The sequence below is a fragment of the Escherichia sp. KTE96 genome (genome assembly GCF_000408525.1).
Lineage (GTDB): Bacteria > Pseudomonadota > Gammaproteobacteria > Enterobacterales > Enterobacteriaceae > Escherichia > Escherichia marmotae.
This window is the reverse complement of record NZ_KE137149.1, coordinates 960,310-987,050: the sequence shown is the minus strand read 5'-3', so window position 1 is coordinate 987,050 and position 26,741 is coordinate 960,310. Positions and strand designations below refer to the sequence as shown.

26 protein-coding genes and 1 pseudogene are annotated in these 26,741 nt (G+C 50.9%); 17 read left to right on the top strand and 10 right to left on the bottom strand.

What is annotated here, in order from left to right:
* The first annotated feature begins 304 nt into the window (after positions 1-304).
* Complete coding sequence (holC, locus tag A1WG_RS09680) at positions 305-748, top strand: DNA polymerase III subunit chi (protein WP_000786399.1); 444 nt, start codon at positions 305-307, stop codon at positions 746-748.
* Positions 748-3,603 (top strand): valine--tRNA ligase, encoded by a 2,856-nt coding sequence (valS, locus tag A1WG_RS09685; RefSeq protein ID WP_001517658.1) that lies wholly within the window; start codon positions 748-750, stop codon positions 3,601-3,603. The genes holC and valS overlap by 1 nt, the downstream gene beginning before the upstream one ends.
* A gap of 46 nt (positions 3,604-3,649) precedes the next feature.
* Here the strand turns inward: valS and A1WG_RS09690 are convergent, their stop codons facing one another.
* Complete coding sequence (locus A1WG_RS09690; protein WP_001014712.1) at positions 3,650-4,837, bottom strand: YjgN family protein; 1,188 nt, start codon at positions 4,835-4,837, stop codon at positions 3,650-3,652.
* Positions 4,838-5,029: 192 nt separating this feature from the next.
* Here A1WG_RS09690 and A1WG_RS09695 point away from each other — a divergent pair, with 192 nt between their 5' ends.
* Positions 5,030-5,533 (top strand): GNAT family N-acetyltransferase, encoded by a 504-nt coding sequence (locus A1WG_RS09695; RefSeq protein ID WP_001517657.1) that lies wholly within the window; start codon positions 5,030-5,032, stop codon positions 5,531-5,533.
* Positions 5,534-5,578: 45 nt separating this feature from the next.
* Here A1WG_RS09695 and rraB read toward each other — a convergent pair whose 3' ends face one another.
* Positions 5,579-5,995 (bottom strand): ribonuclease E inhibitor RraB, encoded by a 417-nt coding sequence (rraB, locus tag A1WG_RS09700; protein WP_000002962.1) that lies wholly within the window; start codon positions 5,993-5,995, stop codon positions 5,579-5,581.
* 160 nt (positions 5,996-6,155) lie between these two features.
* Between rraB and argF the strand changes: the two genes are divergently transcribed.
* Positions 6,156-7,160, top strand: coding sequence for an ornithine carbamoyltransferase (gene argF, locus A1WG_RS09705; protein ID WP_000012892.1), 1,005 nt, complete (start codon positions 6,156-6,158; stop codon positions 7,158-7,160).
* A gap of 45 nt (positions 7,161-7,205) precedes the next feature.
* Here argF and tabA read toward each other — a convergent pair whose 3' ends face one another.
* Entirely contained in the window at positions 7,206-7,658 is a 453-nt protein-coding gene (tabA, locus tag A1WG_RS09710; protein ID WP_001517656.1) for a toxin-antitoxin biofilm protein TabA, read from the bottom strand.
* Positions 7,659-7,920: 262 nt separating this feature from the next.
* On the opposite strand from tabA, the gene pyrL reads away from it, so the two are divergent.
* From pyrL to A1WG_RS09730, 5 genes are all read left to right on the top strand, one after another.
* A complete protein-coding gene (pyrL, locus tag A1WG_RS0121900) occupies positions 7,921-8,055 on the top strand; it encodes a pyr operon leader peptide (RefSeq protein ID WP_032141493.1) in 135 nt (44 codons plus the stop codon).
* Positions 8,056-8,058: 3 nt separating this feature from the next.
* On the top strand, positions 8,059-8,994 hold the full coding sequence (pyrB, locus tag A1WG_RS09715; RefSeq protein WP_000013036.1) for an aspartate carbamoyltransferase: 936 nt from the start codon (positions 8,059-8,061) through the stop codon (positions 8,992-8,994).
* Between the two features lie 12 nt (positions 8,995-9,006).
* Positions 9,007-9,468, top strand: coding sequence for an aspartate carbamoyltransferase regulatory subunit (pyrI, locus tag A1WG_RS09720; protein ID WP_000148581.1), 462 nt, complete (start codon positions 9,007-9,009; stop codon positions 9,466-9,468).
* Positions 9,469-9,540: 72 nt separating this feature from the next.
* Positions 9,541-9,927 (top strand): enamine/imine deaminase, encoded by a 387-nt coding sequence (locus tag A1WG_RS09725; protein WP_000047542.1) that lies wholly within the window; start codon positions 9,541-9,543, stop codon positions 9,925-9,927.
* Positions 9,928-9,993: 66 nt separating this feature from the next.
* Positions 9,994-10,449 (top strand): transposase, encoded by a 456-nt coding sequence (locus A1WG_RS09730; protein ID WP_001517655.1) that lies wholly within the window; start codon positions 9,994-9,996, stop codon positions 10,447-10,449.
* A gap of 44 nt (positions 10,450-10,493) precedes the next feature.
* Here the strand turns inward: A1WG_RS09730 and mgtA are convergent, their stop codons facing one another.
* The gene (gene mgtA, locus A1WG_RS09735; protein ID WP_001517654.1) at positions 10,494-13,190 is read right to left on the bottom strand and encodes a magnesium-translocating P-type ATPase; all 2,697 of its coding nucleotides are present in this window, start codon (positions 13,188-13,190) and stop codon (positions 10,494-10,496) included.
* A gap of 142 nt (positions 13,191-13,332) precedes the next feature.
* Complete coding sequence (gene mgtL / locus A1WG_RS24565; RefSeq protein ID WP_001387276.1) at positions 13,333-13,386, bottom strand: mgtA regulatory leader peptide MgtL; 54 nt, start codon at positions 13,384-13,386, stop codon at positions 13,333-13,335.
* Positions 13,387-13,559: 173 nt separating this feature from the next.
* Between mgtL and treR the strand changes: the two genes are divergently transcribed.
* The 5 genes from treR to nrdG all read left to right on the top strand — a co-directional run bounded on the left by treR (position 13,560) and on the right by nrdG (position 20,832).
* On the top strand, positions 13,560-14,507 hold the full coding sequence (treR, locus tag A1WG_RS09740) for a trehalose operon repressor TreR (protein ID WP_001181341.1): 948 nt from the start codon (positions 13,560-13,562) through the stop codon (positions 14,505-14,507).
* Between the two features lie 121 nt (positions 14,508-14,628).
* Positions 14,629-16,047 (top strand): PTS trehalose transporter subunit IIBC, encoded by a 1,419-nt coding sequence (gene treB, locus A1WG_RS09745; protein WP_000049038.1) that lies wholly within the window; start codon positions 14,629-14,631, stop codon positions 16,045-16,047.
* Between the two features lie 49 nt (positions 16,048-16,096).
* Entirely contained in the window at positions 16,097-17,752 is a 1,656-nt protein-coding gene (gene treC, locus A1WG_RS09750) for an alpha,alpha-phosphotrehalase (RefSeq protein WP_001517653.1), read from the top strand.
* Between the two features lie 392 nt (positions 17,753-18,144).
* Positions 18,145-20,283, top strand: coding sequence for an anaerobic ribonucleoside-triphosphate reductase (gene nrdD / locus A1WG_RS09755; RefSeq protein ID WP_000187807.1), 2,139 nt, complete (start codon positions 18,145-18,147; stop codon positions 20,281-20,283).
* An 84-nt stretch (positions 20,284-20,367) separates the two neighbouring features.
* Entirely contained in the window at positions 20,368-20,832 is a 465-nt protein-coding gene (nrdG, locus tag A1WG_RS09760; RefSeq protein WP_001106237.1) for an anaerobic ribonucleoside-triphosphate reductase-activating protein, read from the top strand.
* On the opposite strand, the pseudogene A1WG_RS09765 reads toward nrdG, so the two are convergent.
* Together A1WG_RS09765 and A1WG_RS09770 are read right to left on the bottom strand one after the other, a co-directional pair.
* Positions 20,833-21,122: pseudogene (locus tag A1WG_RS09765) on the bottom strand (type II toxin-antitoxin system RelE family toxin).
* Positions 21,112-21,354: a type II toxin-antitoxin system RelB/DinJ family antitoxin gene (locus A1WG_RS09770; RefSeq protein WP_000212715.1), complete on the bottom strand. Its 243-nt coding sequence runs from the start codon at positions 21,352-21,354 to the stop codon at positions 21,112-21,114. Before A1WG_RS09770 ends, A1WG_RS09765 begins: the two are co-directional and overlap by 11 nt.
* A gap of 28 nt (positions 21,355-21,382) precedes the next feature.
* On the opposite strand from A1WG_RS09770, the gene A1WG_RS0121895 reads away from it, so the two are divergent.
* Positions 21,383-21,547, top strand: coding sequence for a hypothetical protein (locus A1WG_RS0121895; RefSeq protein ID WP_228029481.1), 165 nt, complete (start codon positions 21,383-21,385; stop codon positions 21,545-21,547).
* Here A1WG_RS0121895 and cybC read toward each other — a convergent pair.
* Positions 21,544-21,930, bottom strand: a complete 387-nt coding sequence (gene cybC / locus A1WG_RS09775) for a cytochrome b562 (RefSeq protein WP_001232257.1) — start codon at positions 21,928-21,930, stop codon at positions 21,544-21,546. The genes A1WG_RS0121895 and cybC overlap by 4 nt on opposite strands.
* Positions 21,931-21,988: 58 nt before the next feature.
* A complete protein-coding gene (pmbA, locus tag A1WG_RS09780; RefSeq protein ID WP_001162190.1) occupies positions 21,989-23,341 on the bottom strand; it encodes a metalloprotease PmbA in 1,353 nt (450 codons plus the stop codon).
* Between the two features lie 93 nt (positions 23,342-23,434).
* Between pmbA and yjgA the strand changes: the two genes are divergently transcribed.
* Positions 23,435-23,986 carry a ribosome biogenesis factor YjgA gene (gene yjgA / locus A1WG_RS09785; protein WP_000166266.1) on the top strand — a complete coding sequence of 184 codons (552 nt, stop codon included), beginning with the start codon at positions 23,435-23,437 and terminating at the stop codon, positions 23,984-23,986.
* Between the two features lie 179 nt (positions 23,987-24,165).
* Here yjgA and mpl read toward each other — a convergent pair whose 3' ends face one another.
* Positions 24,166-25,539 (bottom strand): UDP-N-acetylmuramate:L-alanyl-gamma-D-glutamyl-meso-diaminopimelate ligase, encoded by a 1,374-nt coding sequence (gene mpl, locus A1WG_RS09790; protein ID WP_001219774.1) that lies wholly within the window; start codon positions 25,537-25,539, stop codon positions 24,166-24,168.
* Between the two features lie 175 nt (positions 25,540-25,714).
* Here mpl and fbp point away from each other — a divergent pair, with 175 nt between their 5' ends.
* Positions 25,715-26,713: a class 1 fructose-bisphosphatase gene (gene fbp, locus A1WG_RS09795; protein ID WP_000853758.1), complete on the top strand. Its 999-nt coding sequence runs from the start codon at positions 25,715-25,717 to the stop codon at positions 26,711-26,713.
* Positions 26,714-26,741: the final 28 nt, after the last annotated feature.

The following is a 26,741-nucleotide window of genomic DNA, read 5'->3' as shown; positions in this document are numbered from 1 at the left end:
TACACGCAGCACTGAACTCGTAGGCCTGATAAGACGCGACAGCGGCGCATCAGGCAATGTTGTTCTTGCCGGATGCGGCGTGAACGCCTTATCCGACCTACACACAGCACCGAACTTGTAGGTCTGATAAGACGCGACAGCGGCGTATCAGGCAATGTTGTTATTGTCGGATGCGGCGTGAACGCCTTATCCGACCTACACACAGCACCGAACTTGTAGGTCTGATAAGACGCGACAGCGGCGCATCAGGCAATGCGGTGTATTACCTGATGCATATTTAAATCCACCACAAGAAGCCCCATATATGAAAAACGCAACGTTCTACCTTCTGGACAATGACACCACCGTTGATGGCTTAAGCGCCGTTGAGCAACTGGTGTGTGAAATTGCCGCAGAACGTTGGCGCAGCGGTAAGCGCGTGCTCATCGCCTGTGAAGATGAAAAACAGGCTTACCGGCTGGACGAAGCCCTGTGGGCGCGTCCGGCAGAAAGTTTTGTTCCGCACAATTTAGCGGGAGAAGGACCGCGCGGCGGTGCGCCAGTGGAGATCGCCTGGCCGCAAAAACGTAGCAGCAGCCCGCGCGATATATTGATTAGTCTGCGAACAAGCTTTGCAGATTTTGCCACCGCTTTCACAGAAGTGGTAGACTTCGTCCCTTATGAAGATTCTCTGAAACAACTGGCGCGCGAACGCTATAAAGCCTACCGCGTGGCTGGTTTCAACCTGAATACGGCAACCTGGAAATAATGGAAAAGACATACAACCCACAAGATATCGAACAGCCGCTTTACGAGCACTGGGAAAAGCAGGGCTACTTTAAGCCTAATGGCGATGAAAGCCAGGAAAGTTTCTGCATCATGATCCCGCCGCCGAACGTCACCGGCAGTTTGCATATGGGTCACGCCTTCCAGCAAACCATCATGGATACCATGATCCGCTATCAGCGCATGCAGGGTAAAAATACCCTGTGGCAGGTCGGTACTGACCACGCCGGGATCGCTACCCAGATGGTCGTTGAGCGCAAGATTGCCGCAGAAGAAGGTAAAACCCGTCACGACTATGGCCGCGAAGCCTTCATCGATAAAATCTGGGAATGGAAAGCGGAATCCGGCGGCACCATTACTCGTCAGATGCGTCGTCTCGGCAACTCCGTCGACTGGGAGCGTGAGCGCTTCACTATGGATGAAGGGCTTTCCAATGCGGTGAAAGAAGTTTTCGTTCGTCTGTATAAAGAAGACCTGATTTACCGTGGCAAACGCCTGGTCAACTGGGACCCGAAACTGCGCACCGCTATCTCTGACCTGGAAGTGGAAAACCGCGAATCGAAAGGTTCGATGTGGCACATCCGCTATCCGCTGGCTGACGGCGCGAAAACCGCAGACGGTAAAGATTATCTGGTCGTCGCGACCACCCGCCCGGAAACTCTGCTGGGCGATACCGGCGTCGCTGTTAACCCGGAAGATCCGCGTTACAAAGATCTGATTGGCAAATATGTCATTCTTCCGCTGGTGAACCGTCGTATTCCTATCGTTGGCGACGAACACGCCGACATGGAAAAAGGCACTGGCTGCGTGAAGATCACTCCGGCGCACGACTTTAACGACTATGAAGTAGGTAAACGCCACGCTCTGCCGATGATCAACATCCTGACCTTTGACGGTGATATCCGTGAAAGCGCCCAGGTGTTCGATACCAAAGGTAACGAATCTGACGTTTATTCCAGCGAGATCCCGGCAGAATTCCAGAAACTGGAGCGTTTTGCTGCACGCAAAGCGATCGTTGCTGCCGTTGATGCCCTCGGCCTGCTGGAAGAGATTAAACCGCACGACCTGACTGTTCCTTACGGCGACCGTGGCGGCGTAGTTATCGAACCGATGCTGACCGACCAGTGGTATGTACGTGCCGATGTACTGGCGAAACCGGCAGTTGAAGCGGTTGAGAACGGCGACATTCAGTTCGTACCGAAGCAGTACGAAAACATGTACTTCTCCTGGATGCGTGATATTCAGGACTGGTGTATCTCTCGTCAACTGTGGTGGGGTCACCGCATTCCGGCATGGTACGACGACGCGGGTAACGTTTATGTTGGCCGCAACGAAGATGAAGTGCGCAAGGAAAATAACCTTGCCGCCGACGTCGCTCTGCGTCAGGACGAAGACGTTCTCGATACCTGGTTCTCCTCTGCGCTGTGGACCTTCTCTACTCTTGGCTGGCCGGAAAACACCGACGCCCTGCGTCAGTTCCACCCGACCAGTGTGATGGTATCTGGCTTCGACATCATCTTCTTCTGGATTGCCCGCATGATCATGATGACCATGCATTTCATCAAAGATGAAAATGGCAAGCCGCAGGTGCCGTTCCACACCGTTTACATGACCGGTCTGATTCGTGATGACGAAGGCCAGAAGATGTCCAAATCCAAGGGTAACGTGATTGACCCGCTGGATATGGTCGACGGTATTTCGCTGCCAGAACTGCTGGAAAAACGTACCGGCAATATGATGCAGCCACAACTGGCGGATAAAATCCGTAAGCGCACCGAGAAGCAGTTCCCGAACGGTATTGAGCCGCACGGTACTGACGCCCTGCGCTTCACCCTGGCTGCGCTGGCTTCTACCGGTCGTGACATCAACTGGGATATGAAGCGTCTGGAAGGTTACCGTAACTTCTGTAACAAACTGTGGAACGCCAGCCGCTTTGTGCTGATGAACACTGAAGGTCAGGATTGCGGCTTTAACGGCGGCGAAATGACCCTGTCACTGGCAGACCGCTGGATCCTGGCGGAGTTCAACCAGACCATCAAAGCGTACCGCGAAGCGCTGGATAGCTTCCGCTTCGATATCGCCGCAGGCATTTTGTATGAGTTCACCTGGAACCAGTTCTGCGACTGGTATCTGGAGCTGACCAAGCCGGTAATGAACGGTGGAACTGAAGCCGAACTGCGTGGTACTCGCCATACGCTGGTGACCGTGCTGGAAGGTCTGCTGCGCCTCGCGCATCCGATCATTCCGTTCATCACCGAAACCATCTGGCAGCGTGTGAAAGTACTGTGCGGCATCACTGCCGACACCATCATGCTGCAACCGTTCCCGCAGTACGATGCGTCTCAGGTTGATGAGGCGGCGCTGGCTGACACCGAGTGGCTGAAACAGGCGATCATTGCGGTGCGTAACATCCGCGCGGAAATGAACATCGCACCGGGCAAACCGCTGGAGCTTCTGCTGCGTGGTTGCAGTGCGGATGCAGAGCGTCGCGTAAATGAAAACCGTGGCTTCCTGCAAACACTGGCGCGTCTGGAAAGCATCACTGTGCTGCCTGCCGATGACAAAGGTCCGGTTTCCGTTACTAAGATCGTCGACGGTGCTGAGCTGCTGATCCCGATGGCTGGCCTCATCAATAAAGAAGATGAGCTGGCACGTCTGGCAAAAGAAGTGGCGAAGATCGAAGGCGAAATCAGCCGCATCGAGAACAAGCTGGCGAACGAAGGCTTTGTATCCCGCGCACCGGAAGCGGTTATCGCGAAAGAGCGTGAGAAGCTGGAAGGTTATGCGGAAGCGAAAGCGAAACTGATTGAACAGCAGGCGGTTATCGCCGCGCTGTAATACCCACCGTGAAAACGAAGGCCGGAGCATGCTCCGGCCTTTTTATTTAGATAAACGGAACATACGGCATAATACCGCGAGATATCCACATTAACGGCCCGCTATCCTGCGGTTTGTCATCATTGGTTAATTCCAGCGAATCAAGGTCACCCTGAACATGGGTATTATTGGCAATCCAGCCAACCATCCACATTTTCAGCCAGGGATAAGCCAGTCCACAGGTGATTGAAGCCCCCATTAATATCGCAAACATGCGCAGAAGCATACCGAAGGTGGTAACAGACGAATGGAAATGAATTGTTCCATTTGCCAGTGTCAGATTATTCAGAAACAGACCGCGTAACGTGGCATAGAGATAACTGGCAAAAACAAGAATCGCCACAAAATACAGGAAATAGGAAGCCATAATCTGCGGGTAATATTGCAATATAAGATCACTACCCGCACCAGCCCGCCCTAACATAGTCATCATCATTAATTGCTGAAATACTGGCGCAATCATAATACCAATGACAATGATGAAAGGAACCATGGTCAATATTGCGAGCATACATCCTTTAATGCATTCTTTTACGTTTACCTTAATAGAGAACTGATGAGTGCCAAAGGTCGCGTTATTACCCAGCAACGGCATCCATTTGCTATAGGTAATACCGTGGACAACACCCAATCCGACGGCTGAAAGTAAACTTAACACCACTAAATTAAAGACTAATCCTCCTATTGATGTCATAACTTGCGCAATAAGGTATAGCGCTAACCAAAAAGCTAACGCCAACAGAACAGGCAGACCTAACATCACCCACCATGCACGGAGCATGGAGCAGTTAAAGCCAAAGCGAATACCATTCAGTGAGGTCATGTTCGCCTGATATTGCAAACTCTTCACTGCCATGCAAGGAATACCGCAGATCAAGAGGGCAAACAGGAAAAAACCAAGCACAAAGTGTTGGCCTGAAAAACAAAAAATACTGAAAAAATAAACGATCATAATAAGTAACATGCTAACAAAAATAGCACCACCTGTTCCCTTATAACTAAATGGTTGCCCCTTGAGTGTCACATGTTGATAAATATAACGACGGCATTTCACTAATGCCCACGGCCCATATATTCCCAGAGTAATAATTGTCAGTAAAAAATTCACAAGACAAATAAGAAAATACTCACCACCCTTGCCTGTAAAAACAAATGCGTGACGAGGATTATCTTTCCCGACGTTTACACCATTCATGAACTATATCCCTAAAATAAATTCCATTCATACAGATAATAAATCCAGTACAATAATACTGGTACGCCTAGAATACGCCTTCTCAAAGAGATATATGCTTAATATTTTCTGATTTATCTTCTTCTTGCACCGCATAAGCGAGGGTGGTATTAAAGTGAGCTATAAATCATACATTTGAAATTGAGCTATGCTATGAATGTTGTCGCTTCTCCCGCGCTCCGTTTGCGCAAACTTACCGCCACCGATAATCCTGCTATTGCCAGTGTCATCCGCCAGGTGTCCGCAGAGTACGGTCTGACCGCTGATAAAGGCTATACCGTTGCCGATCCCAATCTCGACGAGCTGTATCAAATGTACAGTCAGTCTGGCCATGCGTATTGGGTGGTTGAATACCACGGCGAAGTGGTCGGCGGCGGCGGAATTGCGCCATTAACCGGGAGTGAGTCAGACATTTGCGAATTACAAAAAATGTATTTTCTTCCTGCTATTCGCGGCAAAGGGCTGGCAAAAAAACTGGCCTTAATGGCGATGGAGCAGGCGCGAGAAATGGGCTTCAAACGCTGCTATCTGGAAACAACCGCTTTTTTGAAAGAAGCGATTGGTTTGTATGAACATTTAGGTTTTCAACATATCGACTATGCGCTTGGCTGCACGGGCCATGTCGATTGTGAAGTGCGGATGCTGCGCGAACTGTAAAAAAATGCCCGCTAGTGTGTGCTATCGGGCATTTTAATCAATTAATTAATGGCGAACACCGTCATCATCTTCGTCGACAAAATCTTCATCGTCGCCTTCTTCACCGTTAGGATCTTCAAAGTAAGTCCCCCAACCGTCGTATTCAACGTCGAATTTCTCTGCCAGGTTCATCAATTGCTCAACCTGAGCATCGATCAGATCGGCATTCAACGCGCATTCGCTGATGATGTCACAGCAAATCACGATATCACCCTCTTCCACTTCCAGCTCTTCTGGATCGGTCACTTCATAGCCGAGTTTAAATGCTTCAACCGCCGCTTTTTCCAGGGTTTCCAGATCGTCTGCGGAAAGGTGATGCTCGATGGTGTACAGCGCGTCTGGATCGCTACCATCTTCCAGTAATTCTTCAATAATCAAACGCGTTTCTTCACGCTGTTCTTCCAGTTGTTCCGGGTTTGCCATGGCTTATTCCTCTTAATGTCCTGCCGATACTCTTATTGTCACACACCACTGACATTGCCTCCACCTTTGTGATAAAGATTTATGCCTCAGGCTTGCAAATGAATATTCATACATATAAATTGAATTTTAATTCATTAGGCGTTAGCCACAGGAGGGATCTATGTCCGGGTTTTATCATAAGCATTTCCTGAAATTACTCGATTTCACACCCGCTGAAATCAACAGCCTGCTTCAGTTAGCCGCGAAGCTGAAAGCCGATAAGAAAAACGGTACTGAAGAAGCCAGACTCACGGGTAAAAACATCGCGCTCATCTTCGAAAAAGACTCGACACGTACCCGATGCTCTTTCGAAGTTGCCGCATATGACCAGGGCGCTCGCGTCACTTATCTCGGCCCCAGCGGCAGCCAGATTGGTCATAAAGAGTCGATTAAAGATACTGCCCGCGTGCTTGGACGCATGTATGACGGTATTCAGTATCGCGGCTATGGTCAGGAGATCGTCGAAACGCTGGCAGAATACGCTGGCGTGCCGGTCTGGAACGGGCTGACCAATGAATTCCATCCAACGCAGTTGCTGGCAGATCTGCTGACCATGCAAGAATATTTACCGGGTAAAGCGTTCAATGAAATGACGCTGGTCTACGCCGGAGATGCCCGCAACAACATGGGCAATTCGATGCTGGAAGCTGCTGCGCTGACTGGCCTGGATTTACGCCTGGTGGCACCGCAGGCGTGCTGGCCGGAAGCCTCGCTGGTTGCGGAATGTCGCGCGCTGGCACAACAGAACGGCGGGAATATAACGCTGACAGAAGATATCGCGGCAGGCGTTAAAGGCGCAGACTTTATCTATACCGATGTGTGGGTGTCGATGGGGGAAGCGAAAGAGAAATGGGCAGAACGTATTGCACTGCTGCGTGATTATCAGGTAAACAGCAAAATGATGCAGTTGACGGGTAATCCCGAAGTCAAATTCCTGCACTGTCTGCCCGCATTTCATGACGATCAAACCACGCTTGGCAAGAAAATGGCAGAAGAATTTGGCCTGCATGGTGGGATGGAAGTGACGGATGAGGTCTTCGAATCTGCCGCCAGCATTGTTTTTGATCAGGCGGAAAACCGTATGCATACCATCAAAGCAGTGATGGTCGCGACGCTTGCCAAATAACACCAGTACCGGAGGCGGCGTAACGTCGCCACCGGTATAATCCGCTTATACCATCTGCATCTTCACAACCGCTTTGCGAACCCTGGCTGGCTCGCCCACTGCGCACAGTGGCTTGTGCACTTCACCCGGATAGAACACGACAAAGTCCCCTTCATTGAGGATGACGGTCTTCTCTTCAACGCCTTCCGGCAAAAAGGCGATGTCTTTATCTGCTAACCAGTCAGTATCCGGTGTACCCGCAGGTTGCGTGCTAAAGGTCATGCCCTCCTGCCCTTTTAACACAATTTGAATGTCGAGATAGCGAGCATGATACTCTGCGCGACGCGCTTCATACGGCTCGGTCATACCTTCAGAGATAAGATAAAACAGACGGTTGCCTTCGATATCGTGCTTACCCTTTGGCGTTTCTGCCGTAACGTGCGCTTTAATATGCTCAATCGCCTGGCGTAACTCTTCCGGCAACCATTGCTGGAGATTATGAATATTTCCGATGATCATTTCTTTCCTTTCCTCAATTAAAACATTGTTTCATTTCTCTTGTTATACGTAATTCCTTATAGCCATACCAGTATTTTTTGCCGCCTGATTGCGCCAGCGCATATTTTCCTGCCCGTTCCTGCGCCATCCCACCTTATGTTATAAATTCAAATTTAAAGCATATAAATTCACAACAATCGTTTACCTGGGGAGTTTTTTGCATTAATCGCTTGATCCCACTTTCTGGCTGAGTATAATGCCGGACAATTTGCCGGGAGGATGTATGGTTCAGTGTGTTCGACATTTTGTCTTACCGCGTCTGAAAAAAGACGCTGGCCTGCCGTTTTTCTTCCCGTTGATCACCTATTCCCAGCCCCTCAATCGAGGGGCTTTTTTTTGCCCAGGCGTCAGGAGATAAAAGATGGCTAATCCGCTATATCAAAAACATATCATTTCCATAAACGACCTTAGTCGCGATGACCTTAATCTGGTGCTGGCGACAGCGGCGAAACTGAAAGCAAACCCGCAACCAGAGTTGTTGAAACATAAAGTGATTGCCAGTTGCTTCTTCGAAGCATCAACCCGCACCCGCCTCTCTTTCGAAACCTCGATGCACCGCCTGGGTGCCAGCGTGGTGGGATTCTCCGACAGCGCCAACACGTCATTGGGTAAAAAAGGGGAAACGCTGGCCGATACCATTTCGGTTATTAGTACCTATGTCGATGCGATTGTGATGCGCCACCCGCAGGAAGGTGCGGCACGCCTGGCCACCGAGTTTTCCGGCAATGTACCGGTACTGAATGCCGGTGATGGTTCCAACCAACATCCGACGCAAACCTTGCTGGATCTGTTCACGATTAAGGAAACTCAGGGGCGTCTGGACAATCTCCACGTCGCAATGGTCGGTGACCTGAAATATGGCCGTACCGTGCACTCTCTGACCCAGGCGCTGGCAAAATTCGACGGCAACCGTTTTTACTTCATCGCCCCGGATGCGTTGGCAATGCCGCAATACATTCTGGATATGCTCGATGAAAAAGGTATCGCCTGGAGTCTGCATAGCGCCATCGAAGAAGTGATGGCGGAAGTGGATATTCTGTATATGACCCGCGTGCAAAAAGAGCGCCTGGATCCGTCTGAATACGCCAACGTGAAAGCGCAGTTTGTCCTGCGCGCCAGCGATCTCCACAACGCCAAAGCCAATATGAAAGTGCTGCATCCGCTGCCGCGCGTTGATGAGATTGCGACAGATGTTGATAAAACGCCGCACGCCTGGTACTTCCAGCAGGCAGGTAACGGAATTTTCGCTCGCCAGGCGTTACTGGCACTGGTTCTGAATCGCGATCTGGTACTGTAAGGGGAAATAAAGATGACACACGATAATAAATTGCAGGTTGAAGCTATTAAACGCGGCACGGTAATTGACCATATCCCCGCCCAGATCGGTTTTAAGCTGTTGAGTCTGTTCAAGCTGACCGAAACGGATCAGCGCATCACCATTGGTCTGAACCTGCCTTCTGGCGAGATGGGGCGCAAGGATCTGATCAAAATCGAAAATACCTTTTTGAGTGAAGATCAGGTAGACCAACTGGCATTGTATGCACCGCAAGCCACGGTAAACCGTATCGACAACTATGAAGTGGTTGGCAAATCGCGCCCCAGCCTGCCGGAGCGCATCGACAATGTGCTGGTCTGCCCGAACAGCAACTGTATCAGCCATGCCGAACCGGTTTCTTCCAGCTTTGCAGTGAGAAAACGCGCCAATGATATCGCGCTCAAATGCAAATACTGCGAAAAAGAGTTTTCCCATAATGTGGTGCTGGCCAATTAATTGCGGTTGGTAATAAAAGTCTGGCTCCCTATAATGAGCCAGACTTTTTACCGCTGTAATAAAGGAGAAATCATGAGCAAAACTATCGCGACGGAAAATGCACCCGCAGCTATCGGTCCGTATGTTCAGGGCGTTGATCTGGGCAGTATGATCATCACCTCCGGTCAGATCCCGGTAAACCCGAAAACGGGCGAAGTTCCGGCAGACGTAGCCGCACAGGCGCGTCAGTCTCTGGATAACGTAAAAGCGATCGTGGAAGCGGCTGGCCTGAAAGTGGGCGATATCGTTAAAACCACCGTTTTTGTGAAAGATCTGAACGACTTCGCAACCGTAAATGCCACTTACGAAGCCTTCTTCACCGAACACAATGCCACCTTCCCGGCACGTTCTTGCGTTGAAGTTGCCCGTCTGCCGAAAGACGTGAAGATTGAGATCGAAGCGATCGCTGTTCGTCGCTAATCTCTTTCAAAAAGATAATCCAGGTTTCGCGCCTGGATTATCTGATTCAACCACGGAGGGTTGAAGATGGCTAAAGCCCGTTTCACTGATGAACAAATTGCTGAAATTTTACAACAGTCAAAAAAGGGTGCACCTAATAAGGATTTATGTGAACACTATCAATTTAGTGTTAGTACGCTGCGGCGCTGGCAAGAACAGCACGCAGAAGGCGTAAGAAGTGAATTAAAAAAAATAGAATCCAAAGCGCAAATCGTCTTTCTGCTTTTCTTTGCTGTCTCCATTATACTCACGCTTATATTTGGCAAGCCTACAGGTGGATGGGTAATACCGCCTTTATTACTTTATTGTGTTTATTATATCCGCCTGTATCGCAACATCTCCTCCAGACACATTAAAAAAGAAGACATCTATCTCTCTCGTTCGGTAAATAAAAGCTATAGCGCCCTTTATAATTTGAGCTGGACGTTTATTTGTTTTTTTATTTTTACAGTAATCTATTTTTTTGTGCAGATTTTTTCGTAGGTGACCGACCTGAAAGAATATTTCAGGTCAGTCTCATCACTGGCTTACTGCCAGCCGTAACGACGGCTATAGAACCCTTTCACCAGTTGCGTTAATGTCATATACCCTGCCAGAATCGCAATTAGCCACGGGAAATAGCTTAACGGCAACGCCTGCAGTTGCAGATAACTGGCCAGCGGCGAGAACGGCAATGCGATCCCCACAACCATCACGATCACGGTCATGATCATTAACGGCCACGATGCGCGGCTCTGAATAAACGGAACACGGCGGGTACGGATCATATGTACAATCAGCGTTTGCGACAGTAACCCCACCACAAACCAGCCCGACTGGAACAGCGTTTGCGTTTCCGGTGTGTTGGCATGGAATACCCACCACATCAGGCAAAACGTCAGAATATCGAAGATCGAACTGATCGGTCCGAAGAAGATCATAAAGCGCCCCAGATCCGCCGGATTCCAGCGCTGCGGCTTTTGAATTTGCTCGTCGTCGACGTTATCAAACGGGATAGCCACCTGTGACACATCGTACAGCAGGTTCTGAATAAGCAAGTGTAACGGCAACATCGGCAGGAAAGGCAAGAAAGCACTCGCCACCAGCACGCTGAACACATTACCGAAGTTAGAACTCGCCGTCATTTTGATGTATTTCAGCATGTTGGCGAAAGTGCGACGTCCCTCAATAACCCCCTCTTCCAGCACCATCAGGCTTTTTTCCAGCAGGATGATATCAGCCGCTTCACGAGCAATATCTACCGCGCCGTCCACGGAAATTCCAATATCCGCAGCGCGTAAGGCGGGCGCATCATTTATTCCATCGCCCATAAAGCCAACCACATGCCCTTCACGCCTCAGTAAGGTCACAATGCGTTCTTTATGCATCGGCGTCAGGCGCGCGAACAGCGTGGTACGTTGCGCGAGATTTGCCAATTCGTCGTCAGTTAGCGTTTCAATATCACTACCAGTAACCACTTCTCCCGCGTCCAGCCCCACTTCATGGCACACTTTCGCCGCCACTAACTCACTGTCGCCAGTAAGGATCTTCACGGTAATTCCACTGGCTTTTAACGCCCGCAGAGCCGGAGCCGTTGTCTCTTTTGGCGGATCAAGAAAAGCGATATATCCTTCGAGGATCAGATCGGATTCATCAATTCGCTGGTAATCTCCTTCACGCGCTGGCTGGTATTTCGTCGCCACCGCAACCACGCGCAGCCCCTGACGGTTCAGCGTATCAGTAACCCGTTTAATCTTGCGTAACATGGTGTCATCAAGCGGGACAATCTCGCCATTGTGACGCACTTGCGAACACACATTGAGGATCTCCTGCAATGCGCCTTTGCAAACCAGTTGATGGTGTTCGGCATTTTCTGCCACTACTACCGACATCCGGCGGCGCTCGAAATCAAACGGAATTTCATCCACTTTCTGCCAACGACTGGCCAACAGACGGGCAGACTCTTCATCGATGCCTTCCAGCACCGCCGTATCGAGCAGGTTTTTAAGCCCGGTCTGGTAATGGCTGTTCAACCACGCACTATGTAGCACCCGCTCGCTGGTTTTACCGGAGATATCGGTATGATTCTCCAGCACAATTTTATCTTGCGTCAGGGTGCCTGTTTTATCAGTGCACAGAATATCCATAGCGCCAAAGTTCTGAATGGCATCCAGATGTTTGACGATCACTTTCTGTTTCGACAGCTTGACTGCGCCACGTGCCAGCGTCGAAGTGACAATCATCGGCAACATTTCCGGTGTTAAGCCTACCGCAACCGAAAGCGCGAACAGCGCTGCTTCCCACCAGTCACCTTTGGTGTAACCGTTGATGAGCAGCACCACCGGCGTCATCACCAGCATAAAGCGAATCAACAATATGCTGACGCGGCTGATCCCTTGTTGAAAGGCGTTCGGCTCGTTTTCCTGCTCGCTGACACGCCCCGCCAGTTGACCAAACCAGGTATTGGCACTTGTGGCAATCACCATTGCTTGTGCCGTGCCGCTCACCACGGTGGTGCCCATAAAACACAAAGTGTCGCACTCCAGCGGATTACAGTGCTCTGACTGGCGGGTAGTTGTTGCTTTTTCAACAGGCAGAGACTCACCGGTTAATGACGCCTGAGCGATGAACAGATCGCGCGCCTGCAAAATACGTAAATCGGCCGGGATCATATCCCCCGCCGCCAGTTTAATAATATCGCCAGGCACTAACTGGTCGATTGGGATCTCCAGCCAGCCATTTTCCCCTTTGTCGTTAATTACACGCAGCACCGTCGCGGTATTGCTGACCATCGCTTTCAGGGCATCTGCCGCTTTAGTGGAACGCGCTTCCTGAATAAAGTTCAGCAGCGTGGAAATAGCCACCATTAACGCGATCACACCTGCAGCAAATAAATCCTCCGTGGCATAAGAAATACCGCCGAGAATGGTGAGCAATATATTAAAGGGGTTGCGATAACAGACCCACAAATGTACCCACCACGGAGACGGTTGTTGCGCAGGTAATTTATTTTCACCATGTTGTTCGCGGGCTAATTCCACTTCCGCCTGATTTAACCCTTCCGGATGGGTGTCGAAGGTTTTCCATAATTCCTCTTCTGGCATTACCGCCATTTTCAGGCAATGCGCACTTAAGGAAGGGGGGATCGGAATATTCGCTGTCTGTTGCGCGCCAGGCAACGGATCGCGATGAACCAGACGAGAAGGTAAATGGCGCATGAGCCGGGTAAAAATTTCTTTAAACATAGGAAGTCCCTCCGCACCCTGTAAGCATGGTGCAGAAAATATCTTCAGGCGTTGCAAAGCCTTACCTGAAGGTAATAAAAATGAGCTGGGACGTTAAAACGTCACGGCCTTACGCATCCGGTAACGCCGTGAAAAGACAGGCTTACCGGAAAAGTTTTAATCTCCGTCGAGGGAGAGGCGTGGGATCAGGTTCCATATAACCTCCGGTAAGTGAAAAATAGCGCCAGGAATCCAATAATATTGGTAGCATTTATGCCGATATAATACCTGCAGACAACTAAACCAACGATAAACCAGACTTTGCCCATTGCGGTATGCACAGGTAAAGTTAGGCTCAAATAATTAAACCGCAAGTTACGGGGCAACAGGATGCAAAATCGGCTGACCATCAAAGACATCGCGCGCTTAAGCGGCGTAGGGAAATCCACGGTTTCCCGGGTGCTGAATAACGAAAGCGGCGTGAGTCAGCGCACACGTGAGCGCGTGGAAGCAGTGATGAATCAGCATGGATTTTCCCCTTCCCGCTCCGCACGCGCCATGCGTGGGCAAAGCGATAAAGTCGTCGCCATTATCGTTACCCGTCTGGATTCGTTATCAGAAAATCTCGCCGTTCAGACCATGCTGCCTGCATTCTATGAACAGGGCTACGACCCAATCATGATGGAAAGCCAGTTTTCACCACAATTGGTCGCAGAGCATCTGGGCGTTCTGAAACGTCGTAATATTGACGGCGTGGTGCTGTTTGGTTTTACCGGCATAACGGAAGAGATGTTAGCCCACTGGCAGTCATCACTGGTGCTGATGGCACGTGACGCAAAAGGCTTTGCTTCAGTCTGTTATGACGACGAAGGGGCGATCAAAATCCTGATGCAGCGACTGTATGACCAGGGGCACCGCAATATCAGCTATCTCGGCGTGCCACACAGTGACGTCACTACCGGTAAGCGACGCCATGAGGCCTATCTGGCATTTTGCAAAGCGCATAAACTGCATCCCGTCGCCGCTCTGCCGGGCCTTGCCATGAAGCAAGGCTACGATAACGTGGAAAAAGTGATTACGCCTGAAACCACCGCGTTGCTGTGCGCAACCGACACGCTGGCACTTGGCGCAAGTAAATACCTGCAAGAGAAACGCATTGACACTCTACAGTTGGCGAGTGTTGGTAATACGCCGTTGATGAAGTTCCTCCATCCGGAGATCGTCACCGTTGATCCCGGCTACGCTGAAGCCGGACGCCAGGCGGCCTGCCAGTTGATCGAGCAGGTAACCGGACGCAGCGAACCCCAACAAATCGTCATCCCCGCCACCCTTTCCTGATCGTTGACTGAACGATAATTTGTGATCTTCGCTGCGTTTCGGGAACGTTCCCATTTTTAATATTCTCTTCCCACGATATTCTGCCATCAACCAAATATGTCATCTGCCACGGGGCTTTACGATGAGCAAAGTGAACCAAACGGATATCGACCAGTTGATTGAACTGGTTGGCGGGCGCGACAATATCGCGACGGTGAGCCACTGTATTACACGCCTGCGCTTTGTCCTCAACCAACCGACCAATGCCAGACCGAAAGAAATTGAACAATTACCAATGGTGAAAGGCTGCTTCACCAATGCCGGGCAATTTCAGGTGGTCATTGGCACCAACGTTGGCGATTACTATAAAGCGCTGCTGGCGAGGACTGGTCAGGCGCAGGTCGATAAAGAGCAGGTGAAAAAAGCTGCACGGCAAAATATGAAATGGCATGAACAGTTGATCTCCCATTTCGCAGAGATCTTCTTCCCGTTGCTACCGGCGCTAATTAGTGGTGGTTTGATCCTCGGTTTTCGCAATGTGATTGGCGATCTACCCATGAGCAACGGGCAGACGCTGGCGCAAATGTACCCTTCTCTAAAAACGATCTACGATTTTTTGTGGTTGATCGGTGAAGCGATCTTCTTCTACCTGCCAGTCGGAATCTGCTGGTCAGCGGTGAAAAAGATGGGTGGCACACCGATTCTCGGTATCGTACTTGGCGTGACGCTGGTTTCTCCACAATTGATGAACGCCTATCTGCTCGGGCAGCAGGTGCCAGAAGTATGGGACTTTGGCATGTTCAGCATCGCTAAAGTGGGCTATCAGGCACAGGTGATCCCGGCACTGCTGGCCGGGCTGGCGCTTGGCGTTATTGAAACCCGCCTTAAGCGCATCGTGCCAGATTACCTCTATCTGGTGGTTGTGCCGGTCTGTTCGTTGATCCTCGCGGTGTTCCTTGCCCATGCACTTATTGGTCCCTTTGGCCGCATGATTGGCGATGGCGTTGCCTTTGCGGTACGCCACCTGATGACCGGCAGCTTTGCGCCGATTGGTGCGGCATTGTTTGGCTTCCTGTACGCCCCGTTGGTGATCACCGGCGTACACCAGACCACGCTTGCTATTGATTTGCAGATGATTCAAAGCATGGGTGGCACGCCAGTGTGGCCGCTGATTGCACTGTCGAATATCGCTCAGGGCTCCGCCGTGATAGGTATTATCATTTCCAGCCGCAAGCACAATGAACGCGAGATCTCCGTGCCTGCCGCGATCTCCGCCTGGCTTGGGGTCACAGAGCCGGCAATGTACGGCATCAACCTGAAATATCGCTTCCCGATGCTGTGCGCGATGATTGGTTCTGGTGTGGCGGGATTGTTATGCGGCCTGAACGGCGTCATGGCGAACGGCATCGGTGTTGGCGGTCTGCCGGGCATTCTCTCTATTCAGCCGAGCTACTGGCAGGTGTTTGCGCTGGCAATGGCTATCGCCATCATCATTCCGATTGTACTCACCTCGTTTATCTACCAGCGGAAATATCGCCTGGGTACGCTTGAAATTGTTTAATTTTCTTCGGGGCGCACTTGCGCCCCCTCGCATTTGCAGGAATAACCTAATGACTAATCTTCCCCACTGGTGGCAAAACGGCGTTATCTACCAGATTTATCCAAAGAGTTTTCAGGACACCACCGGCAGCGGCACCGGCGATCTGCGCGGAGTCACCCTGCGCCTCGACTATCTACAAAAACTGGGGGTCGATGCTATCTGGTTGACCCCCTTTTATGTCTCTCCCCAGGTCGATAACGGTTACGACGTGGCGAACTATACGGCGATTGATCCCACGTATGGCACGCTGAATGATTTTGACGAACTGGTGGCGCAGGCGAAATCGCGCGGTATTCGCATTATTCTTGATATGGTGTTTAACCATACTTCTACCCAACACGCCTGGTTTCGCGAGGCGCTGAACAAAGAAAGCCCTTATCGTCAGTTTTATATCTGGCGTGACGGCGAACCAGGAATACCACCAAATAACTGGCGTTCTAAATTCGGCGGCAATGCCTGGCGCTGGCACGCAGAAAGCGAACAGTATTATTTGCATCTGTTTGCACCTGAACAGGCCGATCTCAACTGGGAAAACCCAGCAGTACGCACAGAACTGAAAAAAGTCTGTGAGTTCTGGGCCGATCGCGGGGTAGACGGGCTGCGTCTGGATGTGGTGAATCTGATCTCCAAAGACCCGCGCTTCCCTGACGATCTGGATGGCGACGGGCGTCGCTTCTACACCGACGGGCCACGAGTCCATGAGTTTTTGCACGAGATGAACCGTGATGTCTTTACACCACGCGGGTTGATGACCGTAGGTGAAATGTCCTCCACCAGCCTTGAACATTGCCAGCGATACGCGGCGCTGACAGGCAGTGAATTGTCGATGACCTTTAATTTTCATCACCTGAAGGTCGATTATCCCGGCGGTGAAAAATGGACGCTAGCTAAACCTGACTTTGTAGCGTTAAAAACATTGTTCCGCCACTGGCAACAGGGAATGCATAACGTCGCGTGGAATGCTTTGTTCTGGTGTAACCACGATCAGCCGCGCATTGTTTCTCGCTTTGGCGATGAAGGTGACTACCGAGAGCCTGCGGCAAAAATGCTGGCGATGGTGCTGCATGGTATGCAGGGAACGCCTTATATTTACCAGGGGGAAGAGATTGGCATGACCAATCCGCATTTCACACGCATTACCGATTACCGCGACGTGGAAAGCCTCAACATGTTTGCCGAACTGCGCAACTGCGGGTGTGACGCCGAAGAGTTATTGGCGATCCTCGCCAGCAAGTCCCGCGATAACAGCCGCACGCCAATGCAATGGAACAACGGCGATAACGCCGGGTTTACTACCGCCGAACCGTGGATTGCCGTGTGTGATAACTATCGGGAAATCAACGTGGAAGCCGCGCTGGCCGATGAATCTTCGGTGTTTTACACCTATCAGAAATTAATCGCGCTGCGTAAACAAGAACCCATTCTGACATGGGGCGATTACCAGGATCTGCTGCCAAACAGCCCTGCGTTGTGGTGCTATCGCCGCGAATGGCAGGGGCAAACCTTATTGGTGATTGCCAACCTTAGCCGCGACATACAACCCTGGCAGCCAGGGCAAATCCGCGGCGACTGGCAACTGTTAATGCACAACTATGAAGAAGCCTCCTCTCAACCGGGAGCCATGACATTACGGCCTTTTGAGGCTGCCTGGTGGTTGCAGAGATAATTCTTCTCCTGGCCCCGGTAAAGCGAGCATTTTCGGGGCCTTACATGGCAGCACATTGTTTTTGTTGGTTTTTTAAACAGAAAATTATTAAAAATTTACACATCGCTGTAGCGCCCGTCATCCGTACACTCTGCTTTTTACTTTGAGCTAAATCAAAAAAAGCTCAAACATCCTTAATGCAAAGCACTATATATAGACTTTAAAATGCATCGCAACCCAATATGTTGTATCCGTCGACTATACTTGCATCAAGATACACACCAACTAAGCCGACATAATTGTGGATAAGGCAGATTGGGACTGCTGTAACTCCCCGTAAAAAGAGCCAAATAAACCGGGGCGCACTTCCCAATTTTCTGTGTATAACCTGTTCTTAAAAATATGGAGCGATCATGACACCGCATGTGATGAAACGAGACGGCTGCAAAGTGCCGTTTAAATCAGAGCGCATCAAAGAAGCTATTCTGCGTGCAGCTAAAGCAGCGGAAGTCGATGATGCAGATTATTGTGCCACTGTTGCCGCTGTCGTCAGCGAGCAAATGCAAGGCCGCACCCAAGTCGATATCAACGAAATCCAGACTGCAGTTGAAAACCAGCTCATGTCTGGCCCGTACAAACAACTGGCTCGTGCTTACATCGAGTACCGTCATGATCGCGACATTGAACGTGAAAAACGCGGTCGCCTGAACCAGGAGATCCGTGGCCTGGTCGAGCAGACCAACTCTTCGTTGCTCAATGAAAACGCCAACAAAGACAGCAAGGTGATTCCGACCCAGCGCGACCTGCTGGCCGGGATTGTTGCTAAACACTATGCACGCCAGCATTTGCTGCCGCGTGACGTGGTTCAGGCGCATGAGCGTGGCGATATTCACTACCACGATCTCGATTACTCGCCGTTCTTCCCGATGTTCAACTGCATGTTGATCGACCTGAAAGGTATGTTGACCCAGGGCTTTAAGATGGGGAACGCCGAGATTGAACCGCCGAAGTCGATCTCTACGGCAACCGCAGTAACTGCACAGATTATCGCCCAGGTTGCCAGCCATATTTATGGCGGCACCACCATTAACCGTATCGACGAAGTTCTGGCACCGTTCGTCACTGCCAGCTACAACAAGCACCGTAAAACAGCGGAAGAGTGGAGCATTCCAGACGCTGAAGGCTACGCCAACTCTCGTACCATCAAAGAGTGCTACGACGCGTTCCAGTCGCTGGAATATGAAGTGAATACCCTGCACACAGCCAACGGTCAGACGCCGTTTGTCACCTTTGGCTTTGGTCTGGGTACTAGCTGGGAGTCGCGTCTGATTCAGGAATCTATCCTGCGTAACCGTATCGCGGGCCTCGGTAAAAACCGTAAAACTGCCGTGTTCCCGAAACTGGTGTTTGCGATCCGCGATGGCCTGAACCATAAAAAAGGCGATCCGAACTACGACATCAAACAACTGGCACTGGAGTGTGCAAGCAAGCGCATGTATCCAGACATTCTGAACTACGATCAGGTGGTTAAAGTTACCGGGTCGTTTAAAACGCCAATGGGTTGCCGCAGCTTCCTCGGCGTGTGGGAAAACGAAAACGGCGAGCAGATCCACGATGGACGTAACAACCTCGGCGTAATCAGCCTTAACCTGCCGCGTATTGCGCTGGAAGCAAAAGGTGATGAAGCCACCTTCTGGAAGCTGCTGGATGAACGCCTGGTGCTGGCGCGTAAGGCGCTGATGACCCGTATCGCCCGTCTGGAAGGCGTGAAAGCGCGCGTGGCCCCAATCCTCTATATGGAAGGTGCCTGTGGAGTACGTCTGAATGCTGATGACGACGTTTCTGAAATCTTCAAAAACGGTCGTGCATCGATTTCGCTGGGTTATATCGGGATCCACGAAACGATTAATGCGCTGTTCGGCGGCGAACATGTTTACGACAACGAGCAACTGCGTGCGAAAGGTATTGCCATTGTTGAACGTCTGCGTCAGGCGGTGGATCAGTGGAAAGAAGAAACCGGCTACGGTTTCAGCCTCTACAGTACGCCGAGTGAAAACCTGTGCGATCGCTTCTGTCGTCTTGATACTGCGGAGTTTGGCGTGGTGCCGGGCGTGACCGATAAAGGTTACTACACCAACAGTTTCCACCTCGATGTTGAGAAGAAGGTTAACCCGTACGACAAGATCGACTTTGAAGCGCCTTATCCGCCGCTGGCGAACGGTGGCTTCATTTGCTACGGCGAGTATCCAAATATTCAGCACAACCTGAAGGCGCTGGAAGATGTCTGGGATTACAGCTATCAGCATGTGCCGTATTACGGCACCAACACGCCGATCGATGAATGCTACGAATGTGGCTTTACCGGTGAGTTTGAGTGCACCAGCAAAGGCTTCACCTGCCCGAAATGTGGTAACCATGACACCTCCCGTGTGTCGGTGACTCGCCGCGTGTGCGGGTATTTAGGCAGTCCTGATGCGCGTCCGTTTAACGCCGGTAAGCAGGAAGAAGTTAAGCGCCGCGTTAAACATTTGGGCAATGGGCAAATCGGTTGATCTTCACTCTGCGGTAAGCAAATGCCGGATGCGACGCGAAAGCGTCTTATCCGGCCTACACGCGGACTGATAAGCCAGGCAAAAATGAATTACCATCAATACTATCCTGTCGACATCGTTAACGGCCCCGGCACTCGCTGCACCCTGTTTGTCTCCGGGTGCGTCCATGAATGTCCTGGCTGCTATAACAAAAGCACCTGGCGGGTAAATTCCGGTCAACCGTTTACCAAAGAAATGGAAGACCAGATCATCAACGATCTGAACGACACCCGCATCAAACGCCAGGGTATTTCCCTCTCCGGCGGCGACCCGCTGCACCCACAAAACGTGCCGGATATTTTAAAACTGGTACAACGCATCCGCGCCGAGTGCCCTGGTAAAGATATCTGGGTATGGACAGGCTATAAACTCGACGAACTCAATGCTGCGCAAATGCAGGTTGTTGACTTGATTAACGTGCTGGTCGACGGCAAATTTGTGCAGGATTTAAAAGATCCGTCCCTGATCTGGCGCGGTAGCAGCAACCAGGTGGTGCATCATTTGCGGTAATCACTCATCCAGCCGTTTATCCGCCTCATCATAAACGGCTGAGTTCTCTCTCTTACCAATAGCTATCACCAACACGAGCAACGCTTTATCATTGACCTGATAGACCAGACGATATCCCAGTGTCCGAAACTTAATTTTGTAGCAGTCCGGCAAATCCCGCAGTTTAGCCGATGGATTGCTCGGCCTTTTCAGCACATTCTCAAGCTTTTTTAAAATTGTTCCCGGACTGCCACGCCCAGCTTTTGCCACTCTTTCAGCGCTCGCGGATCAAAGGCCAGCTCATAGTTCATCCAGTCGGACCTTAATGGCCTCTTGTGGGTTGGCCAGTCGTTCCCTGACAGTGCGTAACAAGGCTTCTTCGCTATCACTGACAGTGAGCGTTTTTACCGGCATTCGCCCATTTTCCGCAACGTACTGAAACAACAGTCGCACTGCTTCAGTAGGCGTGATATTTAATTTTTCCAGCACCGCATAAGCCTCATTTTTCAGTTTATCATCCAGGCGGACGTTAAGTGTGGCCATTATGCCTCCGGTAATTACGAAAAGTGTAATGCATTATAGCATTACATATGCATTACATTCATTTATGGAAAACGCCTCGCAAAAATGGGGCTACGCACAGGACAATGGTCGTGTTGAAAGTAAATTCTGCGTGGGATTTATGAAAGGAGAAGAGCGTTGGGCGGTGATGTTTCACCGCCCAATCCAGCATTAACGATACTTCTTGTGATAGGTGTTGCGGGTGGTTTTCAGTTGCTCTGCGGCGGCCTGTGCTTCTTTGACTTTACCTTCGTTCGCCAACTTCAGCGCGTCGTCAATCTGGCCGACCAGAATGTCGAAACCGTGACGGAAATCTTTCATTTCCGGACTGTCTGGCGATTTACCTTCCAGCTTCGGCGGCGTTGCTTTTTGCGCATCCAGCGCCGCGGCGCGCATTTTGGTTAACGCATCTTTGACTTGCGCCGCGTTATCCGCTTTTTCGACCACTTTTAAATTGTCGTTGAGGGTTTCCATATTGCCTTCCAGATCAGCGGCAAACGACGCCGAACTGAATACCAACGAGGAGACTGCAAGAATAGCTAACAGGCTTTTACGCATTGCTCACTTCCTTCCATTTTTCTTATTAAGATTCGGCGCGGCAGGTCGCGCCAGTTTTTTACTGCCCGGCGATTTTCATCTCCGGCAACAGTACAGAACCACACTGTATATTGCTGCGTGTTTCAATATCGTTACCGACGGTGACAATATTGCGCCACATATCTTTTAAATTACCTGCGATGGTGATTTCGCTAACCGGATACTGAATTTCGCCGTTTTCTACCCAGAAACCCGCAGCACCACGGGAATAATCACCGGTAATTGCGCTCACGCCCTGGCCCATCAATTCTGTCACCACCAGCCCGGTGCCCATCTCTTTGAGCATCTGCTCGAAGCTCAGACCTTGCCCGGCAATACGCCAGTTGTGGATACCGCCCGCATGACCGGTACTTTTCAGCCCCAGCTTGCGCGCAGAGTAGGAAGTCAGCAGCCACTGAGTCAGGATGCCATCTTTGATGATATCGCGACGCTCGGTGCGCACACCTTCACTGTCGAATGGCGTGGATGCCAACCCTTTTAGCAGATGCGGGTGTTCTTCAATGGTCAGCCAGTCAGGCAAAATTTGTTTACCGAGCGAGTCGAGCAGAAAAGTCGATTTGCGGTAGACCGCACCACCGGCAATCGCGCCGACCAGATGACCAAACAGCCCCGTGGCAACTTCATTGGCAAAAATTACCGGCGCTTTCATAGTGGAGAGTTTACGCGGTGACAGGCGCGATAAAGTACGGCGGGCGCAGTCTGCCCCGACCCATTCCGGCGTTTGTAGATCGCTCATCGCGCGACCAATGGTGTAGGCATAATCACGCTCCATATCGCCGTTCTCTTCGGCAATCACGCAACTGGAGAGTGAATGGCGCGTTGAACAGTAGCCCTGCAACATGCCGTGGCTGTTACCAAATACTTTTACCCCGTAGTGGCTGTTAAAACTGCCGCCTTCGGTATTGGTGATGCGTTTGTCCGCCTTTAACGCAGCCTGTTCAGCACGGGCCGCCAGTTCAATGGCTTCATCCGGAGAGACTTCCGCAGGGTGGAACAAGTCGAGATCAGGCGCGTCAAAGGCCAGCAACTCTTTATCTGCCACGCCTGCGTAGGGATCTGGCGAGGTATAACGGGCAATATCCAGCGCCGCCTGTACGGTGCGGGCAATGGCCTGCGGGCTTAAATCGGTGGATGATGCACTACCTTTGCGGTTCTGGTGATAAACGGTGATCCCCAGCGCGCCATCGCTATTGAATTCGACATTCTCCACTTCACCATAACGCGTGCTTACGCTAATGCCGGTGGTCTTGCTGACGGCAACTTCTGCACCGTCCGATTTGCCTGAGGCCAACTCCAGCGCAGTCGAAACTGCTTCTTCCAGAATCTTGCGCTGCGCTTCAACTTGAGAGATTACTTTCATTGCAAGTGCCATAATGTAGAGAGTTTCTCTGAAGTCTAACAGAGAACCGTTTTTCAGTGCGCATCTTAACTGGTAACATTAGCCTCTTTTTTTAAGGAGCCTGACATGACTAAGCAGCCCGAAGACTGGCTCGACGACGTTCCCGGTGATGATATCGAAGACGAAGACGATGAAATTATCTGGGTCAGTAAAAGTGAAATTAAACGCGATGCCGAGGAGTTAAAACGCCTGGGTGCGGAAATTGTAGATCTGGGGAAAAACGCGCTGGATAAGATCCCGCTAGATGCGGATCTGCGCGCAGCTATCGAGTTAGCCCAGCGTATTAAGATGGAAGGCCGCCGCCGCCAGTTGCAGCTTATCGGTAAGATGCTGCGCCAGCGCGATGTAGAACCGATCCGTCAGGCGCTGGATAAGCTGAAAAACCGCCACAACCAGCAGGTTGTGCTGTTCCATAAACTGGAAAACCTGCGCGATCGTTTGATCGACCACGGTGATGATGCCATCGCTGAGGTATTGAACTTGTGGCCAGATGCCGATCGTCAGCAATTACGTGCTCTGATCCGCAACGCGAAGAAAGAGAAAGAAGGGAACAAGCCGCCGAAATCCGCACGACAGATTTTCCAGTATCTGCGTGAGTTAGCGGAGAACGAAGGGTAAGTTTTGTTGCTGATGTGAGTATGGTTTGCCGGATGCAGTACACCGCCAGATCTGTAGGCCTGATAAGACGCGTCAAGCGTCGCATCAGGCGCTATGCTCAAATGCCGGATGCGGCGTGAACGCCTTATCCGGCCTACAAAAGCACGTTGCCCCTGTAGGCCTTATAAAACGTCTCAGGGTTACTGCGCGGCTTCCGCCTTCTTCGCCAGACCATCCAGCAGTTTCTGATGAATACCACCAAAACCGCCGTTGCTCATCACCAGAATATGGTCGCCAGGCTGGGCGGTTTTCACCACCATATCTGCCAACGCATCGACATCACCACTCCAGTGTGCAGGCTGAATACAGGCTTCCGCCACTTCGGCTACCTGCCACGGAATATGCGCCGGTTGCAATAGGAAGACTTCATCGGCACGACCTAACGACGGTGCTAAATCATCTTTGCAGACGCCCATCTTCATGGTGTTCGAGCGTGGTTCCAGCACGGCAATAATACGCGCCGTACCACCAACTTTACCGCGCAGCGCCGCCAGCGTTGCCAGAATTGCCGTCGGGTGATGAGCAAAATCGTCATATACCGTCACGCCATTTGCTTCACCACGCAGTTCCAGACGACGACGAGCGTTGATAAATGACCCCAGCGCATTAGCAGCATCTGCCGGAGCAACACCAACATGACGGGCCGCAGCAATCGCCATCAGACCGTTGTGCATGTTATGTTCCCCCACCAGCGACCATTTCACTTCACCCACTTTTTCACCATCCAGCAAAACTTCCCATTCGGAAGCGTCGGTGGTCAGCTTTTTCGCCTGCCAGTGTCCCTGCTCGCCCACCAGCTCCTGCTCGCTCCAGCAGCCCATCGCCATGGTCTGTTTCAGGTTGATGTCGTTTTCCGGCCAGATAATACGACCCTGCCCCGGAACAATACGTACCAGATGGTGGAACTGTTTCTGGATCGCTTTCAGGTCGTCGAAAATATCGGCGTGATCAAACTCAAGATTATTGAGGATCAGCGTGCGCGGGCAGTAATGAACAAACTTAGAACGTTTGTCAAAGAAGGCGCAGTCATACTCATCCGCTTCGATAACAAAGAAGTCGCTTTCGCCCAGACGCGCCGAAACCTCAAAGTTTCCAGGTACACCGCCGATCACAAAACCCGGTTTATAGCCGCACTGTTCCAGAATCCAGGTCGCCATTCCCGCGGTAGTGGTTTTGCCGTGTGTACCAGCAACGGCCAGAACCCAGCGGTCACGCAGCACAAAATCGTGCAGCCACTGTGGACCTGACATATACGGAATGTTTTTTTCCAGTACCGCTTCCACACACGGATTTCCACGGGTCATGGCATTGCCAATAATCACCAAATCCGGCTGCGGATCGAGCTGGCTGGCATCGAAACCCTGAATCAGTTCAATGCCTTGCTTCTCAAGTAAGGTGCTCATCGGCGGATACACATTGGCGTCCGAACCCGTTACTTCATGGCCCAACTGGCGCGCCAGAATCGCCAGACCACCCATAAACGTGCCACAAATTCCTAAAATATGAATGCGCATACGTCATTATCCTTTTTTAATCTACCGCTCATTTTACGCATATGTCGGGCAAGTGAGAAACGCATTTCAGGATAATCCGTAATTTGCTGGCGCGATTCACCTGAGCGCAACATTCAGATTATTTGTTAAGATTGTTGCGGTCGCTTTACTCCATAAACATTGCAGGGAAAGTTTTATGAAAACGTTAGGTGAATTTATTGTCGAAAAGCAGCACGAGTTTTCTCATGCTACCGGTGAGCTCACTGCTTTGCTGTCGGCAATAAAACTGGGCGCCAAGATTATCCATAGAGATATCAACAAAGCCGGACTGGTTGATATCCTGGGTGCCAGCGGTGCTGAGAATGTGCAGGGCGAGGTGCAACAAAAACTCGACCTGTTCGCTAATGAAAAACTGAAAGCCGCATTGAAAGCGCGCGATATCGTTGCGGGCATTGCATCTGAAGAAGAGGATGGGATTGTCGTCTTTGATGGGTGTGAACACGCAAAATACGTTGTGCTGATGGACCCCCTGGATGGCTCGTCCAACATCGATGTTAACGTCTCTGTCGGTACTATATTCTCCATCTACCGCCGCGTCACGCCTGTTGGTACGCCGGTAACGGAAGAGGATTTCCTCCAGCCTGGTAATAAACAGGTTGCCGCAGGTTACGTGGTATACGGCTCCTCTACCATGCTGGTTTACACCACTGGCTGCGGCGTCCACGCCTTTACTTATGATCCGTCACTCGGCGTTTTCTGTCTGTGTCAGGAAAAAATGCGTTTCCCGGAGAAAGGCTCAACCTACTCCATCAACGAAGGAAACTACATTAAGTTTCCTAACGGCGTGAAGAAGTACATTAAATTCTGCCAGGAAGAAGATAAGTCCACCAACCGCCCGTACACCTCACGTTATATCGGTTCACTGGTCGCGGATTTCCACCGTAACCTGCTGAAAGGCGGCATTTATCTCTATCCAAGCACCGCAAGTCACCCGGACGGTAAACTGCGTTTGCTGTATGAATGCAACCCAATGGCATTCCTGGCGGAACAAGCAGGCGGTAAAGCGAGCGATGGCAAAGAGCGTATTCTGGATATCATCCCGGAAACCCTGCATCAGCGCCGTTCGTTCTTCGTCGGCAATGACCATATGGTTGAAGATGTCGAACGCTTTATTCGTGAGTTCCCGGACGCGTAATGGTCTAAAAACGCCGGAGCAGTCCGGC

What these genes read in the sequence shown, in the direction of transcription:
- holC (WP_000786399.1), top strand. Translation starts at nt 305, where the DNA reads ATGAAAAACGCAACGTTCTACCTTCTGGACAATGACACCACCGTTGAT.
- valS (WP_001517658.1), top strand. Translation starts at nt 748, where the DNA reads ATGGAAAAGACATACAACCCACAAGATATCGAACAGCCGCTTTACGAG.
- A1WG_RS09690 (WP_001014712.1), bottom strand. Translation starts at nt 4,837, where the DNA reads ATGAATGGTGTAAACGTCGGGAAAGATAATCCTCGTCACGCATTTGTT.
- A1WG_RS09695 (WP_001517657.1), top strand. Translation starts at nt 5,030, where the DNA reads ATGAATGTTGTCGCTTCTCCCGCGCTCCGTTTGCGCAAACTTACCGCC.
- rraB (WP_000002962.1), bottom strand. Translation starts at nt 5,995, where the DNA reads ATGGCAAACCCGGAACAACTGGAAGAACAGCGTGAAGAAACGCGTTTG.
- argF (WP_000012892.1), top strand. Translation starts at nt 6,156, where the DNA reads ATGTCCGGGTTTTATCATAAGCATTTCCTGAAATTACTCGATTTCACA.
- tabA (WP_001517656.1), bottom strand. Translation starts at nt 7,658, where the DNA reads ATGATCATCGGAAATATTCATAATCTCCAGCAATGGTTGCCGGAAGAG.
- pyrL (WP_032141493.1), top strand. Translation starts at nt 7,921, where the DNA reads ATGGTTCAGTGTGTTCGACATTTTGTCTTACCGCGTCTGAAAAAAGAC.
- pyrB (WP_000013036.1), top strand. Translation starts at nt 8,059, where the DNA reads ATGGCTAATCCGCTATATCAAAAACATATCATTTCCATAAACGACCTT.
- pyrI (WP_000148581.1), top strand. Translation starts at nt 9,007, where the DNA reads ATGACACACGATAATAAATTGCAGGTTGAAGCTATTAAACGCGGCACG.
- A1WG_RS09725 (WP_000047542.1), top strand. Translation starts at nt 9,541, where the DNA reads ATGAGCAAAACTATCGCGACGGAAAATGCACCCGCAGCTATCGGTCCG.
- A1WG_RS09730 (WP_001517655.1), top strand. Translation starts at nt 9,994, where the DNA reads ATGGCTAAAGCCCGTTTCACTGATGAACAAATTGCTGAAATTTTACAA.
- mgtA (WP_001517654.1), bottom strand. Translation starts at nt 13,190, where the DNA reads ATGTTTAAAGAAATTTTTACCCGGCTCATGCGCCATTTACCTTCTCGT.
- treR (WP_001181341.1), top strand. Translation starts at nt 13,560, where the DNA reads ATGCAAAATCGGCTGACCATCAAAGACATCGCGCGCTTAAGCGGCGTA.
- treB (WP_000049038.1), top strand. Translation starts at nt 14,629, where the DNA reads ATGAGCAAAGTGAACCAAACGGATATCGACCAGTTGATTGAACTGGTT.
- treC (WP_001517653.1), top strand. Translation starts at nt 16,097, where the DNA reads ATGACTAATCTTCCCCACTGGTGGCAAAACGGCGTTATCTACCAGATT.
- nrdD (WP_000187807.1), top strand. Translation starts at nt 18,145, where the DNA reads ATGACACCGCATGTGATGAAACGAGACGGCTGCAAAGTGCCGTTTAAA.
- nrdG (WP_001106237.1), top strand. Translation starts at nt 20,368, where the DNA reads ATGAATTACCATCAATACTATCCTGTCGACATCGTTAACGGCCCCGGC.
- A1WG_RS09770 (WP_000212715.1), bottom strand. Translation starts at nt 21,354, where the DNA reads ATGGCCACACTTAACGTCCGCCTGGATGATAAACTGAAAAATGAGGCT.
- A1WG_RS0121895 (WP_228029481.1), top strand. Translation starts at nt 21,383, where the DNA reads ATGCATTATAGCATTACATATGCATTACATTCATTTATGGAAAACGCC.
- cybC (WP_001232257.1), bottom strand. Translation starts at nt 21,930, where the DNA reads ATGCGTAAAAGCCTGTTAGCTATTCTTGCAGTCTCCTCGTTGGTATTC.
- pmbA (WP_001162190.1), bottom strand. Translation starts at nt 23,341, where the DNA reads ATGGCACTTGCAATGAAAGTAATCTCTCAAGTTGAAGCGCAGCGCAAG.
- yjgA (WP_000166266.1), top strand. Translation starts at nt 23,435, where the DNA reads ATGACTAAGCAGCCCGAAGACTGGCTCGACGACGTTCCCGGTGATGAT.
- mpl (WP_001219774.1), bottom strand. Translation starts at nt 25,539, where the DNA reads ATGCGCATTCATATTTTAGGAATTTGTGGCACGTTTATGGGTGGTCTG.
- fbp (WP_000853758.1), top strand. Translation starts at nt 25,715, where the DNA reads ATGAAAACGTTAGGTGAATTTATTGTCGAAAAGCAGCACGAGTTTTCT.